Source organism: Cellvibrio sp. ATLC23, assembly GCF_057196725.1.
Genome location: NZ_JBXUOS010000005.1, coordinates 1 through 16987 on the forward strand (window position 1 = coordinate 1; position 16987 = coordinate 16987).

4 protein-coding genes are annotated in these 16987 nt (G+C 43.7%); 1 reads left to right on the top strand and 3 read right to left on the bottom strand.

Going from position 1 to position 16987, the window contains the following annotated elements; all coding sequences use genetic code 11:
• Positions 1–274, top strand: a 274-nt coding sequence (locus AC2CG4_RS09640) for a hypothetical protein (RefSeq protein ID WP_484486056.1), incomplete at its 5' end; no start/stop codon positions are given.
• A 296-nt stretch (positions 275–570) separates the two neighbouring features.
• Here the strand turns inward: AC2CG4_RS09640 and AC2CG4_RS09645 are convergent.
• The 3 genes from AC2CG4_RS09645 to AC2CG4_RS09655 are packed head-to-tail and all read right to left on the bottom strand — an operon-like array spanning position 571 to position 16926.
• The gene (locus tag AC2CG4_RS09645) at positions 571–14595 is read right to left on the bottom strand and encodes a flagellinolysin (protein ID WP_484486057.1); all 14025 of its coding nucleotides are present in this window, start codon (positions 14593–14595) and stop codon (positions 571–573) included.
• 24 nt (positions 14596–14619) lie between these two features.
• The gene (locus AC2CG4_RS09650; RefSeq protein WP_484486058.1) at positions 14620–15669 is read right to left on the bottom strand and encodes a lysozyme inhibitor LprI family protein; all 1050 of its coding nucleotides are present in this window, start codon (positions 15667–15669) and stop codon (positions 14620–14622) included.
• A gap of 36 nt (positions 15670–15705) precedes the next feature.
• Complete coding sequence (locus AC2CG4_RS09655) at positions 15706–16926, bottom strand: glycosyltransferase family 4 protein (protein WP_484486059.1); 1221 nt, start codon at positions 16924–16926, stop codon at positions 15706–15708.
• Positions 16927–16987: the final 61 nt, after the last annotated feature.

Sequence of the window (16987 nt, forward strand, 5' to 3'; positions counted from 1 at the left end):
GATGCAATCGAATCAGGTGCTTGCAAACGCAGGCGCCTTTGCATGGTTTTGTGCGTTGATCTGTTGGAGCAGTAATCTGATTCGAGATAACACACCTTTCCGTTGGGTGGGGTTAGCAGGTTTATTAATCGGCACCACCAGCTTGCTCGTAATAGCTACCGGTAAGTGGCATTTGAATGTGAGAGGAATGAGTTTATTTGTGTTAGTCACTAGCATCTGGTTTTGCGCACTTGCGTGTTGTTTATTGTGGAGCATGCGAAGACGGGAATGTTAAATCTATTTTGCTGACCTGAAAATGGGTGCCCAAAGTAAAAACCAACTTCCGCTTTGGGCACAACTGAGTCGGTCTTGTTACGTGGAATCGTGGGTCGAGTCAATTACATCGCATAACGGCCAAGAGCGGAAGTAGGCAAGGTCACCTCCCCAAATCAAAAGCGGACGTTCAATATCGAAATTTTTAAGGCTTAATGGCTATAAAATACGTGGTTTTTACACAAGACAGTTTTAAAAAAGAAATCCGGCTACTTATATTGGTAAACAATATTTTCGCCGGATAGTTGTGCCTAAGACTTAGCCTCCAACAGCAATCATCACTGAACCTTGTTCCATATATGTAGCTCGAAAACGAGTATCTACACCGGACTCAGAAACAAACGACGCCATAGCCTGAATCAAGGCATCGTTACTACTGTAATAATTAACTCCTTCATAGTCAGTTCTTGGTTTATTGGTTTCTGCAATCATTGCCACTGATGTGTCTATCGAGGGCTGGAATAAAATACTTTCATTTAAGTAAGCGTAATTTCCAGTTGCAGTATCAGCCAACTCAACACTCAAGAAGGCGCCACCACCTGCATCCCAATATACAATTTCAATATCTTGCAAACCCGATTGCGTAATAGTAAATGCAGCGTGGGTTCGAGTGGTTGCTGCTTGATTGGCACTGTACTCGGCAACAACAGCACCGTTGACCATAATGCTGTAACCATCATCAGCGCGAACGCGGAAATTGTAAGAGCCAGCATCCAGTTGTATTTTTCCATCGAACCTCAAAATGGCATCACTGGTGTTAGCGGGATCAACATTGAGAGTTGGCGCATCCGTCCTTAAGAAAGTTTGCAGTGTTGTTCCCATACCCAATTCATTGGCACCGGCCACGCCGTATTGGAAATTTTTTGCAATAAAGGAAGCATCAGGTGACTTATTGGAAACCAACGTTTTTACTTGTGCGACATTTGTAAGATTCACATTGCCATTAGCGGGTTGGTGATAACCGTAGTAACGACCACGCAAGCCATTTTCGGTTGGTAGTGGATCCGCATTGATGACGATGGGCGTTGCTGTTGCCGCAGAAATATTTCCCGCCGTATCGGTAGCCGTAGTAAAAAGAGACTGCCCATTCACTAGCGTTTGAGTAAATGATACTGAATAGGCGCCCGTCGTTGAATTTGCCTGTACAACACCAAGGGTTTGCCCCGCTGAATCTTTCACCACAACGTTACTACCATTTTCAGCAATACCACTTACTGTTTTTGAAGCTACATCTAAACTAGCAGAAGGTGCGGTAGGCGCAGTTTTATCGGGAGCTATGATTGCTTTGATCGCAGAAATATTACCCGCTGCATCCGTGGCAGAAATATTAATGGTTTCGTTATTAATTAAAGCCGTGCCCAGGGTTATTGAGTAAGCGCCAGTTGTTGTATGAGCTGCAACAGTACCCAGTGTACTCGTGTTATCAGCACTTTTGATTACAACAGTACTGCCGGGTTCAGCTTCTCCTGAAATCACTCTCCCATCAGGGTCAATTCCAGCTGAAGGCAGAGCGGGCGGAGTGGTATCAGGCATCGCAGAAGCTAACGGCTCGAATCTAAACCAGTTGATATTAAATTTACCGCTTTCCACAGCAAGCTTAAAATTATGCACTCCACCGCTTAAGGTGATCTCTTGCGTAATATCAATCCAATTTTGCCAAGCAGCTGTTTTAGGAACATCGACTGAATCAAGCACACCATCATTACTTAACTCCCTTAATGTGAAACGCGCTCCACCATTAAGACTTGAGACGCGATAGGTCACTCTATAACGACCTTCTATTAGTACATTTAAGGCAACATTTTCATAAGACATCCAGTCACCAGGATCTATGTAGCCCACATTCTGACCACCACCCACATCACTGGTGCTTTCTTTTTGAACACCGCTCATGGATGTATAGTTTTCTGCCTGAATAATAATTGCGGCGGCATCAGGTGCTGCGACATCGGGGGCAATGAGTGCACGCGCAATCGACACATTACCAGCGGCATCTGTAGCGGCAATGTTGACGGTCTCTTTATTGACTAAGGCAGTGGCCAAGGTTATGGAATAAGCACCCGTTGTTGCATGAGCTGTAATAGTACCCAGTGTGCTGGTGTTGTTCGCGTTTTTAACGACAACAACACTACCTGCCTCTGCGACACCACTAATCACTTTTCCGGCGGTGTCAAAATTCGCAGTAGGAAGAGCGGGTGCAGTTTTATCGGGTGCGATAAGCGTTTTCACTACAGACACATTGCCCGCTGCATCTGTGGCAGAAACATTAATCGTTTCGCTATTAATTAAAGCTGTGCCCAAAGTTACTGAGTAAGCACCAGTGGTTGCATGAGCTGTAACAGTACCCAGTGTGCTGGTGTTGTTTGCATTTTTAACAACAACCATACTGCCTGCCTCGGCCACACCGGCAATAATTAGGCCTTGCGGATCAAACGACGCTGTGGGTTGAGCTGGTGGCGTTGTATCTGGCGCGATAGGGTCTAAAGACTCCAACTTAAACCAGTTGATATTGAATCCACCAATGTCCGCAACAAGTTTGAAGCTATGTTCGCCGCCACTTAATGTGATCTCTTGAGTGACATCAACCCAATTTTGCCAACCCGATGTTTTAGGAACCGTAATCGAACCCAGTGCAGCATCGGTGCTCAACTCTCTTAGCGTTAAGCGTCCCCCACCATTGAGGCTCGCAACCCGATACGTCACCCGGTAACGGCCTTCTGCTGGAACGTTAAACCCAGCGTTGTTGTAGGTCATCCAATCACCTGCTTCTATCCAGCCGGTATTCTGACCACCACCCACATCACTAGTGGTTTCATTTTTAACTCCACTCATGGATGTGTAGTTTTCTGCCTGAATAATGATTGTAGTGGGATCAGGTTCAGCAACATCGGGGGCGACAAGTACACGCGCAACCGATACGTTACCAGCACCATCTGTAGCGGTAATGTTGACGGTTTCTTTATTGATTAAGGCAGACGCCAGTGTTATTGAGTAAGCCCCAGATGTTGCATGAGCAGTAACTGTACCTAGAATGCTGGTGTTGCTAGCATTTTTAACTACAACAACACTGCCTGCTTCAGCATTACCACTTACGATTGTTCCAGTAGAATCAAAAGTGGCTGATGGAATTGCCGGTGGGGTGGTATCTACTGTGCCTGTTGCAATTACCGCCTTAGGGGATGAAATATTTCCAGCCAAGTCTTTTGCTGTGACATTTACTGTTTGATTAACAGCTAATACAGTTCCTAATGTAATGCTGTAAGCCCCAGTAACTGCATCGGCTGCAATACTACCAAGCACCGCTCCAGAAGTATTTTTCACCTGCACGGTGGCGCCAGCCTCAGCTTCTCCACTGATAATCTTACGAGTTGAATCAATTGTGGCTGTCGGGGCAGCCGGGGCAGTTTTATCGGGAGCATTGATTGCGGTTGCATACGATAGATTCCCGGCAAGATCCTTTACAAAAACATTAACAATTTCATTATTTGTTAGAGCTGATACCAACGTAATTTTGTAAGTGCTGGTATATGCCGCCAATGTAGCTCGCCCCAACACTATAGTGTTGGTACTGTCCATAACAATAACCTCGTTTCCTCCCGATTCAGAATATTCAGCTGTTCCAGTAATTATCTTTCCAGCAGTATCAAAGATTGCCGTCGCAGGTAATGGCGCAGTAAGGTCTGGAGACGTAATTGTTACATTTGATCGATTATCGCCAGCGTCAACTGAAGTAATATATATATTGGTACCATCAATAATGGACTCTTCAAGTTCAATGACCCAGGTACCATTTATACTTGCCCGAGTGAAACCAATTACAGAGTAATTACTACTTCCAGAAATATTCTTTTCTATATACACCAAAGTATCGGGTTCAGCAGTACCAGTAACTATTTTTCCTGAACTATTAAAGTTAGCAGTAGGAGCAATGGGCTTAAAGCTGTCATAAGGAATCAACGCCAGTGGGGATGAAACATTTCCACTGCGGTCAATGGCAACCAATGATAGGCGAGATGTTTCTGAAATTGTAAATCCCGGGCGAAGAGTAAAGCTTCCATTCGTACCACTAGCGATTACACTTGCGGCAATACTATTGTCCTCCTTAAGAAGTTGGACCGTACTGCCTGGCTCTGCGAATCCCTGAAGTGCATCATTGTAAGAAGTGAACATTGCAATTGGTTTAGCAGGCGCGGTTTTGTCAGGTGCCATAAAATAATTCGGTGCTGACTCTGCGCCACCCGCTATCTGTAAAGACACACTGAGAATTTCCTGATTTAGATATGAATTGGCCAGCGTGACATTGAACGATATACCCGCTTGTACTGTAGTGCGCGCCAGCTCAACATTATCTGTTGTCCGAACAATAATCGTGCCTGCATCTGTGGAAACACCAGACACAAGGCGCCCATGGGCATCAATAGTAACCTGCGGTTGCTTCGGTGAATCGCTGGAACCAGCAGTGACTGGAATAATCGCTGAAGCATTACCCGCTGTATCAATAACCTTAATATTGACAACCTGACTAGCCGTCAGCACTTTACTTAGAGTCACCTCAAATGCGCCATCAATGGCAGAAGCAGTTACTTGCCTTAACAGAGCACCCTGGGTGTCACGTACAACTACAGTCGCACCAGGCTCAGCAAATCCTTTGATTATTTTTCCAGTTTTATCTACCGATGCATAAACTGTTGTTGGTGCTGTTACATCTGGTGCACGAACATAGCGGGGGAAAGAATTTCCACCCTGATCGCGAGCGACCATTTGTATTAATTCACCATTCGCAATTGGTTGAGCAAAACTAATTACAAAAGCACCTGTTTCGGGATTTGCTACAGAAGAGCCCAAAACATTCCCGGACAGATCCATAATGGAAACAATCGTACCTTTTTCTGCGCTGCCTAACAGCTTAGTACCGAGGTTATCAAACACGCCAGATGGTGCAACCGGAGGAACAACATCAGGAGCGGTGATGATTGTTGGTGCGGACTCAATTAATGTATTAACACTTGCAACAACCGAGATGCTTTGACCATTGTTTAGGCGCCTGTATGAGTTAATAGTAAATGCACCCGTGATTAAATCTGAACGTACCCCTTGGCCGATATAGTCATCAGGTCCAAATGCAGAAACGTAGGTTCCTGGACGAGCAAATCCAGATATCAAATAACCACTTGAGTCAAGCTCTGCAATTGGTGAAGACGGGATACTATTATCAGAAACGGGGTCAAAGACTGTCATTGGCAATACTGTCCCACCGGAGTCCAATCCGATCACCGATATTCGCGAAATATCTTTGATACCAAAGCCAAAGTTTAACGAATAATTGCCCTGCTCATCAGCCGTTAGCTCAGGATAATTAGTAACAGAATTATCCTGATTGCGATAAGAAACCTGAATCTTCATACCTGGTGATGACTTACCAGCTATGCTTTGTCGATCAGATGATAAACGAACGATGGATTTGTTAACTAAATCGCTTAGTTCCGCTCCTTTCAGGACGCTATTGTCCGCGAAAACAATTTCAAATTGATCGTTATCAATCAAGCCAAACAACTTGTCTGAAGTCCCCTTAATATACAAATTAAAGCCGTTTTCATGTTGATAGGAGTACCCTCCGGCATATTTACCCTGAGACTTTAGAAAAATACTATCCTGAGTGATTCCTGCACCCAGCTCAATGCGATTAAAACTGGCAGGACCATAAAGGTAATCAGTTCCATCACCGACACCGAAGCGCACAGTAGCTATACCTAAGCCTTGGCCCTCGTTACCATATTGAGTAAAGATAAGATCCGTACCCTTTCCTCCCTCAAAAATATTATCTCCATAAAGATCCTCCAGCCGATCATCACCATCCCCCCCCTCTAAAATGTCGTCCCCATAATCACCATACAACACATCATTACCAATACCACCGCTGAGAAAATCATCGCCATAAGATCCACCAATTGAGTCATTACCGCTACCCCCAACTATACTATCGTTGCCATCATTTCCAGACAGTGTGTCATTACCGTTCCCCCCAAGGATGGTATCGTTTCCATCACCACCGCCTACTTCGTCATTACCTTCTTTTGCATCAATTAAGTCATCGGTATCTAGAGCGAAAATGGTATCTGCATTCTTAGTTCCTAGTAGAGATAATTTTTCCAGCAAGCTTTCAATGGACAATTGATCGCCATTAGCGAAAATAAAGTTTTCAATGGCGCCCATTGAATTAACGCTGCCGCCATACGTAAAAAAATCAGATATCGTTATAGGATTTGCGTTTTTAATTTTTAAAATTAGATCCCCATAGTAACGATTGACAGAAATATCTTCAGGAGTAATACCCAACCCAAATACTATAGAATCATTACCACCATAGTCATATATGACATCCGCACCATCTGAGACTTCGAAACGATACTCATCGTCACCAATACTTCCCACCAAGGTATCATTGCCTTTCCCACCTATAAGTGTATCGTTACCGGAACCGGCCTGAATTTCATCATTACCTTCACCTCCATCTATCACATCATCAGCGATGGTTCCGTATAAAACATCATTTCCAGAAGTAAAAGATAAGGATTTTATAACCATCGTTGGTAAATCCCACACATCACCACTAGCAAACACCAGTGATTCCACTAAAGAATCTGGGTTCCCCTCTAGGGTGTGATTACCTGTCCACGGACCATAGCCAAAAGACAATGCCTTTTGATTGTTTACATAGATATCAAATGTAAAACCGCTCTTTTTTATTTGAACCATATCGGGCGAAATTGAAGATCCAAACACAATTTTATCGACCCCACCAGACTCGTCGATATAATCAAATCCATCACCCAGATTGTAACGATATTCATCATCCCCCAAGTCTCCCTTCAGCTGATCGTTTCCTTGGTGACCAATGAAAGTATCATTACCAAATCCACCCACTAGCGTGTCTGAGTTCGCAGTTCCTTCACGAAAAACAGGATCCAGTTTTGGATCAAAATTTAATACATCACCGTTAGCAAACGTAAATATTTCAACTTTTCCACCATCATAAAATCTTTCCTCAGGAACAGAGCCATTAATAATGGTAATACTATCTATTGAGTTAGTGAATGACACCACAATGTCATTCCCCACTGTGGTAAAAATCACATTCTCTTTCGCAATACCTTCGCCAAATTCAATGGTATCCCGCCCAAAGTATTCTTCAATTGTGTCATTACCGTCACCGATATTAAAACGATACACATCGTCAATCGACTCATGAAGATTACTATAATCCCTCGATGAATTATCACCCCGTAAAAGATCATTACCTTTGCCGCCGATTAATACGTCCTTACCATAACCGCCGATCAAGGTGTCATCACCTGCACCACCATCAAGAGTGTCTGCGCCATCCAATGCTTGGAGTAAATCATTGCCAGCCAAACCGTCAATAACATCGTTGTTACCGGTGCCGGTTATGTAATCATTTTCTACTGTCCCCTTAACAGCTTGTTGTAGTAGTTCATAGACGTCCCATTTAGTGCCACTGAAAAACTCAACTTCTCCTGACGGCAACGATGGATCTTTAACTCTCGCTCCAAACAATGCCCCACTGGTTAACAAACTATCCAGATATACAAGGGAATCACCGACTTTTATTTCAAAATTCCAATCATTGGCTTGTGAAAAGGAATAAACCCACAACACGCCACTTTGCAAATGACTCTCTTGACGACCGGGAATTAACCTCACTGAAACATCCTCAGGCATGATTCCTTCCGCAAAAAGGATACGATCAAAACCATCACGGAACTTTTCAATAAAGTTAATGGCTGGCTGTTCGGTAATTAAATAGGTGTCATCACCCATACCACCCTCAAGGAAATTTAAACCACCACCACCAGTCAAGGTGTCATTTCCATCGCCTCCGTAGATTTGATCATTTCCATCCAAACCATTTAGTACTGAACTAATATTTCCTGCATACAAATGGTCCCAAGTATTCCTTCCCATTAACAAATTCGGATTTGCCAAAGTTTCAGCTATTTTTTGCTGGATAATGGTTTTGTCCCAGACGACGTCACCTGCGAATTCCACACGTTCAATTAATCGGGTTTCATCGGGAGTACCATCAATAAGCTCACCGGTTACCTGTACCATTTCACCATTGCTAAGAATAAAATAGAAACTACCATTGCTTTGGTGCACGACCACATCTGTAGGTGCAATACCGGGGCCAAATACCAAGGTGTCATTACCGCCGGTATCAGTAATAATGTCTACGCCATCGCCGCGATTAAAGATGTAGCGATCATCACCACCTTTACCGCGAAGCTGATCAAAACCGCCGGCCCCCTCAATGACATCATCAGAGGAAAAACCTTCAACAATATCATTACCTTCCGTAATACTATTTTTTATTATTTTGGCTTTAATTTGTGACGAGTCCCAAAAGGCATCATCGGAGAAACGAATGCCTTCGATTGCACTTGAGCCGACATCATCGGACGAATTAAACATATTATTAATTAAAATTGTACCCCCATCTTTCAGTACAATTCTCAATCCATACCATCCCTGACGATACAAGGAAATATCCTCGGGTGAAATACCTTCACCAAACGCTATTTCATCAATACCAGACTCATCCGTAATCTGATCATTACCATCACCGAGATTATAGACGTAGCGATCATCGCCTTTTTTCCCCTGAAGATAATCATCGCCTTGGGCGCCAACGAATATATCGTTCGCATCAGTACCTGTTAGCGTGTCGTTACCGCTAGAACCATTAATGATGGATGCATCAATTTTATTTACTTCTTCCCTTATTTTTTCACCATCCCATTCGTTGCCGCTCCTGAATTTAATGGATTCAACAGCACCTACACTAAATGCACCCGAAGCATCAAACGCGCCCTTTACGGTAATAGTTGAATTGTCTTTCAGCGTAATGACCAGGTTATTTTCCAGATCGCGCCTCAAAACAATATCCGCTTCCAGAATACCTTCTCCAAATTCAATCTGATCAGTGCCCGCACTATCAACAATCACATCATTTCCGTCGCCTAGTGCGTACCGGTATACATCATTACCGGCATAACCAAATAATTGGTCATTGCCCTTAGACCCACTTAAGACATCATCGGTGTCAAAGGCATGAATAACATCATTGCCATTTGTTGGTTTTAGCACTTCCTGAGTGATACGAGAAAAATCCCACTCACCCCCTGAGCTAAATCCAATGGATTCCAATACACCATCAATTTCCGGTGTAGAAATATATTGATCGGGAACAATCAGATTGAAATTATGTGACGGGCCGCTGATAGCGTCAGATATAGCTGCACTGGCATTCAGCGAAATATTTCCATAGTCTGAACCTGCTATCGAGCCGGTATCGAGATTATCTAATGTAAGCAATTGGGTGTATTGAGCAAAACCTACCGCTTTAAAATGTGTTTCAAAAGTGGAAAGACTACTCCAGATTTCAGCCAAACCAGTGTGCGCAGCACTCACCGCAATAAGGGCTTGATCGAGTGTTTTTCCGGTTTTTAACTGATCGAATACCTCTTTAATACCAGCACCGCCATGATTGCGAATTTCTTTATCCAGTAATTTAACCGCAATGTAACTGACAGAATATCCAGCTGAAGTAGAAGGTGAACCAGCTGTTGTTTTAAACAACTGATTAAAATTACTCTCTAGGCCAATAATATTGGCATCACCTTTTACGCGCTCATCCGCACCATGAATAAATTCAGCGGTACCTTCAGTAAACCAGCCAGGCAATTGAGAGTTATTCATATTGCGCGCCATAACCGCATGCACCATTTCGTGCGCGATTATACGGTCCAAATAAAGTGGCGCGGTACCATTAGGGATATTACTAAAATCATTAATATCTATCACTAGCTTCAGATTAGTGCCTACTCCATCCAGTTCCGAATAGGTAGCTTCAACGTGAGCAGCTTCCGCACCATCTACACCGTTCTCAAAACCAAGGGTAATATCTCCACTACCGGTCAGGCCGTAATGATCTTCAATCAGTTTCTCTGCCTGCGACATCCAATGACTTTGTAATTGTTCAATTAATGTCGTAATAACAGGGTCAACAACGTTCGCTGCTTTCATACCAAATGTATGTTGAATTGTGATTGACCCACCATCTTTCATGGTCAGAACTAAATCATCGCCATCGCGGCGCGCGACTACTTCACTTTCATTTATCCCTGCCAGTAACTCCAGGCGATCATTGCCATTAATATCGGTGATAACATCTTTTCCATCGCCTAATGCATATTGATAAACATCGCTCGCACTACCACCATTTAGCTGATCATCGCCTTGATTACCAATAAAGGTTTGGCTGGCGTTATCACCCACCAATTGATCGTCACCTGTTGTACCCGTAAAGGCATGCGACTGGTCTTTCGCCAACTCGGTTTGGATGCGCGCAAGATCCCACACTGAAGTATTGCCAAAATGTATGTGCTCAATGGATTTTGCGGTCAGCTCACCGACGGTATTAAATGCATCGAGTACGGCGATGCTGTCGTTATTGTTAATGCGGATTATGAGGTTATTGCTGGTATCTTTGCGAAGGCTGACTTGTGCCTCGCTGATGCCATCAGCAAAGTAGATATGGTCGCTACCATTGCTATCGTCAATCTGATCGGCACCATCGCCAATAGCAAAATAATAATGATCATCGCCTTTGTCGCCGCGTAATTTGTCATTACCTTTGCCGCCAGTAAGGGTGTCATCACTTTCATAACCGATGAGGAAATCATTGTGATCGCCCCCCACAAGCGTTGCGCCTTTTGCAGACTCTTGTAGTAACCGTGTTAAATCCCAAACCTCGCCATTGCTGAATTCAATTCGATGGATTGCTCTGTCATTAACCAAATCACCAGTGACAGCATCAAACATGCCATTAACAACCACTGACTGAGCACCCGACAGTATCAGCAATAAATTGCCATTAGTGCGCCGCAAATCCAACTGATCAGCGGTAATGCCTTCCGTTAGCCTGAGGATGTTGTTACCACCTTGTTCGGTGATGCTATCAACACCATCACCGCTACGAACAACATACACATCGTCTCCCAGGTTTCCATGGAGCGTGTCATCACCTTGACCGCCGATCAAGATCGAACCATCTGTATGAGCGAAGAGAGTGTCATTTGATAAGCCACCCGCTAATTGCGTGCCAGCGGTTTGTGCGGTGCGGGTGACTTCCGTGCTTAACCTAGCGAGCATGACGTCATCCATGGTGATGGATTTTGCGGAGGTCGTGGACTCTTTAAATTCATCCACGCTATCGCCCATCGCAAAATGATCCACTGCGCCATTCAAGCCATCACGAATAAAAATGGCTGCATTACCGGTGCGTAGAATTAAATCATTGTCCTGGGAAGTCAGTGAAATTTGATCCAGAGAAGAAACACCCACCAAGGCTAATGTGTTGTTGCCTTCAGTGCTCTCTATGGTAAGCAAAGGTGCAGTCGATGATGTTGCTTGCGCATTGGTTTGAGATGCAAGCGCGGCATAACCGAGTGCATTTCCATTCTGGCTATTATTTGCAACACGCAAATCAGCTTCTTCATAAACAATATCTTCAAAGATATAAATATTGTTGCCCGCACCACCGCTCATGTATTGGTCTTCTACACCACCGACCAGAATATCGTCACCTTCACCACCGATAAAACCATCGCGACCTTCACCACCAATCAGTAAATCATTGCCGTTATCGCCGACGAGGGTGTCATCGCCTTTTCCGCCAATAATAATGTCACGTCCTTCACCTCCATGAAGTTCATCGTTACCATCGCCGCCGTCAACAATGTCATTACCTGCTCCGGCAAATACGGTGTCATTGTCGTCACCACCCGATAAATAATCGGCGTAGATTCCCCCGCTTAAATAATCATCTCCCGCATCACCAAATAAATTCGCGCCTTTTACATTGGCAAAGTCTTCCAGGGTTTTTCCAGCACCTGGGGCAAAGGTAGAAATTGCTAGCGAAGCTGGTGAGGGGTTATCGGTAGGTAAGGGCCTTAACTCGCCATCATTAGAATAGTCATAGGTCAGCGTATAACTGCCTGCAAAACCATAGCTCACATCACCATTACTGTGGTTACTGGCAGTGCTGCCACTCCTGCCAATAAATTTTACATTTTCAATCGCTGAATTGTATTCGGCGTAACTGCTGGTGAAATCTTTAAAATAACTGTTACTGAGCTGATAATTCAGCCCATTTTTTACCACGCCAAAATTCATGCGAGAAAGCGCATCAGCATAGACTTCGTCGCGAGTAAGTGCGCGATGGCCAGTAATGCCACGCTCTTCGTTCGCCAATACTTCTTTTAGGTTGTTGAATTGAAAATAAGCCGGGCCAGTAGATACAAGAATATCGTTATCACTACCGCCATGTGCAATGGAACCACCTGCCGATGCAAAGATAAAATCATTGCCTGCACCGCCATCGATGCTATCCACACCGGACGAACTTGAACCAGATTGAAAGGTGCTAGAAGCGTTAGGGCCTAGCGTAGTGGTGAATCCACCAGAAATAATATCGTCGCCTGCGCCACCTAATAAAGTGTCGTTCCCATTCAACATCCCCATGATGATGTCGTTACCGGCACCGCCATCAGCATAAAGCGCACTGAATGTGCTGAGGTCGAGATTGGGATTGTTATCGCGCAGATTGTCGAGAGTGATCGCGTTGTTGCCGCCATCGCCATTAACCGTACCGGCAGTACTATTTGCTGGTGTGGCAGTATCGATTGTTAACGAAATTCCCAGGTTACCGGGATTCCAGTTTTTAATGAGTACGTTACCGGTGGATTCATCAGTTAGTGAGGTGATTAGTAAATCCGTTGAGCTGCCGTTATTGATTTTAATAGCTTCGAATTTTTTGCTGTCATCGCGGAAGATGATGTCGGAGCCTTGGACGGAGGTGAAACTACCAGACCATCCGGCAATTGAAATGGTGCCGCTGCCGTCGGAGTCTTTGATAATGTCAGTGCCGAAGTTTCCCTCGAAAATGTAGGTGTCGTTGCCTGCGCCACCAATCAAAAAATCATTACCATCCTGCCCATATAATTTATCATCACCGCCACCGCCGATAAGCGTGTCATTACCTGAATTTTCCCTTCCTGTTTTATAGCCACCATACAAGGTATCATTCATATCCGCGCCGATAATCATATCGTTGCCATACAATCCTTGCATTGTGTAAGACTTACCATTAACCCCCACTAACAAGTCATTAATACCGGTTATACCTTCGGGCAAGTTGGACTCATCTGTGGGACTTGCGTTATAAATCCAGCGGTAAACTGGCTGGATAAAGGTACCATCTGATCCCGAGGTTTCATGACCTAGAACAACATCTCCGCTAAAGCCAGCACCAGACAGCCCAAGCGATTGAACCTCCGCAGGCGTGTAGTTTTGCAGAATATAATTAGAGATAGGCTTTAGGATTTGACCTAGGGTATCGACATTTTGTGAGACTCCCATATTTTCAAGATATGCATTCGCATCGCGAATAATTGCGGCAGTCTCGTGTGATGAAATTTTTTCTCTATTACGCAAATACATCGACATTACTTGTTCAGCTTCAGCATCGCCGACATTGCTGGCATCGCTGTACAAACCAAACAGACTGGCCTCTACTCGACGACGATTATATGGACCACCGGAGTTATGGCCTATCTCATACCAGGCCTCAGCACGATTGCCGTTTAATAGGGCCGTGCTGAGATTGTTACCCACACGCAATAATGCTATTGGAGATGCAGGGCTATCATTCCACTGCAACGAGATAAGTGTTAATCGCTCATAAGAACTTGGGAGATCACCACCACTCTGGTTTAAAAAATTACTGAGACGGGTTTCATATGCTTGAACCGCCATGTCGAACATAGGGCGCAGAATGGTGTCATTATCGGGTAATGCAAATGTATTTGGCATATCGGCTGGACTACCATTAGCGATCCAACGCTCACGCATGATCGCGTTTAAACTATCCTGAAGACCAGCTGTAGTCACCGCACTAGTAATTATATTATCCAATCTTTCACTGTATAGATTATCGCTAACCTTTTCACCTAGCCCCAGATATTCATATACAAGGGTTCTCAAAGCTGAATTTCCCTCAATATTAAATCCGACTCCGATAGTAACTTGTCCAACACTATCAATATAAGGCGTCCCGCCGTGAGTCCCTTCAACTTGCTTTATCAATAGATAACGCAGATTTTGGTATTGAACCAACGTTAAACCCTTAATTCCAAGTAACATAAGTAAATCTCCATAAATGTTAAACTAAATAATATCGATTTTGCATTCTGCTTGATAACTAGTTGACGACCACAATTCAATATACCGACCAGAAGAAAACCACATACTATTAAGTATGTGATTGTCAAAAATAAATAACTGATTATGGGAGCCAGACCTCATATATACATATGGTTCAAAATAACCATGCTTCGCCGCATTATCAGTATTAATTTCGCTTATACCGACTTTGAAGTTTATTTCATGATTACAGTCATTCGACGATCCATTAGAAATCACCTCTTTATATATTTTCTCCTGGTTACCATCATGGTCGATATCAAAACCATATAAAAATAAATTGATTTTGTTTTCTTTAATCGTTCCCTTAATCCTTGTTAAAAACTCATTATGAGATGTTGAATTAAGCTTATTCCTTCTTGAAAAATTAATATCAGCGAGATTTTTTAAAACGACGCCAATTTCTTTTTTATCCGTAATTTCTATCCACTCTATTGACTTAAACTGTTTAAATTCCGGCAACAACTTACGCTCACAAGCAGGGTATTCCATGTAGTGAGTTTTATTCAGCATATCTACATAAGGCTGACACAAGGGATATGAGTCCCCCTCTACCAATTTAAACTTCAATGGAAATTCATGTTTAGTCTCCCTACCCGCAGAGGGCGTTTCTGATTTAGGGAGATTGAATTGTGCGGGTACAGAAGCGGATTCCTGTACAGCTTTCGCTTCAGAAAGTGTAATCGTATTCAATGAATTTAATTGCGCTATTCGCTCGTGATATACCTGCATAAGGCACATTGCGTCTTTACATGTATTTCGTTTTTCCTTAAGCCAAATACGTTGCCCTCGCCTTAATGATTCCTTATCAACTATTTTCCCCAAGGCGGCCTTATACACCAGTTCTAGTTGTTCATCTTGTTGAGAGATTATGGCATCTATACAAATTAGCTTTTCAACATTGGTAGATGCCTTTGAACAATCAAAACTTGCAGCCTGTAACGCGCAAGAACAAGAAATCCCGATAAGCCAAATTGTGCTGACAATAGCTTTTTTCAACACCACATTATTCATATAATTTCCTCTTAAACTGCATGGATAAAAATTTAATTATTTAAATTTTGTTGTCACATACCCATTTTTTTGTCGAGGCAAACATATAGTTTCGAGATCATATCTATTCAAAATAAGCTCTCTCGCCATTTCGCCCAATTGCTGCCTTTCTTTTGGATTCTCCAATAAATAACTTACTTTCTCTGCAACCGCATTCACATCAAAAAAATCCACCAACAACCCGGTCTCATTATGCCTAATCACTTCCCGTACTGGCGCCGTATCACTCGCCACAATTGCACAACCTGCACTCATTGCTTCCAACAAACTCCAACTCAATACAAAGGGGTAAGTCAGGTACACGTCCACGGTGGATAATTGTAATAGCTGGATAAAATCGGGATATGGCAGTTTTCCTACAAAGTGAACACGGGTTAAGTCGAGTTGATCACAAACTTCATTCAAAAATAATTGTTTCCACGTAGTGCCAGCGGGTGGCTTACTGCCATAACTCACATCGTCACCACCTACGATAATGACTCTGGCCTTGGGGTTGTCTTTAAGAATTTTTGGCAAGGCGCGCATAAAAATATGGTAGCCGCGCATGGGTTCCAGATTACGGTTTACGAAGGTGATGATTTCATCATTCTTTGTCAGCTCCATTCCATTTAACCGCATGGTCACGTGTGGATTGGGTTTGATGCGGTGGGTGTCTATACCGTCATGAATTACCGAAATTTTATCTTGAAAGTGTTTGGGGAATGTTGAGCGCTGGTAGTGCGTGGGGGATATGCCTGCATCGGCCTGAAGTAGATGCAAATCGAAATTGGCATTTTTAAGCCGTAACCGGCAGGCCATATCCAATTCTTGTGTTGAAAATTCTGGATCAAAACCGACATCACCACCCACTGCCTGATAATACAACTCGCAATAAAGCGCGAGCTTCGCGTGTGGCCATACGTCTTTTAAAAACAAGCTTTCACCCCAGCCGGGGTGGGCAATAATTAAATCTGGCGTGAAGCCTTCTTTTTTTAATTGCATCGCACCCCAAAATGCAGCTTCGGCACGAATGGTTTTGGATTCCATGTCGGTAAGCCAAGGATGAATCGCTTCGCTACTCGAACGCTTGATGTTGTAGGTGTGCAGTTTTACACCCGCCGGGCATGGCCGTTTGCTGGGTGTGAGTGCACGAATATCGTTTTTAGGATCGGCCGCCAACGCAGGCGCCAAGTGCACAAACTGGGCGGGAAAGTTTTGGTGGATAAAGAGTACATTCATGGCAACAACTGATTCCTGAGTGCTTACTAGTAGATCGGGTTAACTAACCGATTGCCCTTAA